The organism is Alcanivorax sp. HI0044 (genome assembly GCF_001634945.1).
Genome location: NZ_LWEZ01000394.1, coordinates 1 through 656 on the forward strand (window position 1 = coordinate 1; position 656 = coordinate 656).

The 656-nt window shown below is 55.9% G+C and carries 2 protein-coding genes; both read left to right on the forward strand.

Annotation, left to right across the window (positions count from 1 at the left end):
* Positions 1-182 (forward strand): hypothetical protein (locus A3730_RS32520; RefSeq protein WP_231883848.1); only part of this gene is annotated, 182 nt, incomplete at its 5' end.
* Positions 183-461: 279 nt separating this feature from the next.
* Positions 462-656: hypothetical protein (locus A3730_RS32525; protein WP_231883849.1), on the forward strand; the 195-nt coding region annotated here is incomplete at its 3' end.

The window sequence follows — 656 nt, forward strand, 5'->3', positions numbered from 1 at the left end:
TTGGCACCACCAATGCCCCGGCCTATATAAGCAGGCTTAAAGATTTGGGCTTATGGATTGATTGCGAAACCCTCCAGGGCCAAGACCGCTACGGGCAGGCTTGCCGATATGGCCGCTACCACTTGAGCCAGACACACCGTGACGGCCTGCGCCATGCGCTGACTATGCAGGGGGTGAAGTGATGACCCCAGCACAAAGGCTTCTCAACCGCCTGGAAAAAGTGCGCAGCACTGGTGAAGGAAGCTATATAGCCTGCTGTCCTGCGCATGATGATCGAACCCCGAGTCTATCCATTAAGGAGTGCGACGATGGCCGCTTGCTGGTGCATTGCTTCGCCGGTTGTCCAACTAGTGACGTGCTAATGGCTGTTGGCCTGAGCCTTGGTGACTTGTTCCCCGAAGGAATGCGTAGCCATAACAAGCCGGGCTTGCCTCACTGGAAGATGGAGCGCCTTCGGGCACATGCAGACCACGAACGTGCTGTGCTGGCTTGCATGCGGTTTGATGCTGCGCGTGGTGAGCTTGTCGACCCTGAGCGAGCGACTAAGGCCAAGGAAAGGTTGCGAAAGATTGGAGGGCTTCTCAATGATTGATGACGTAGATGCTCTGATTAAAGAGGCTCAAGCCCTTAAGGGGCGGGGCCATGTAGAGTTGATG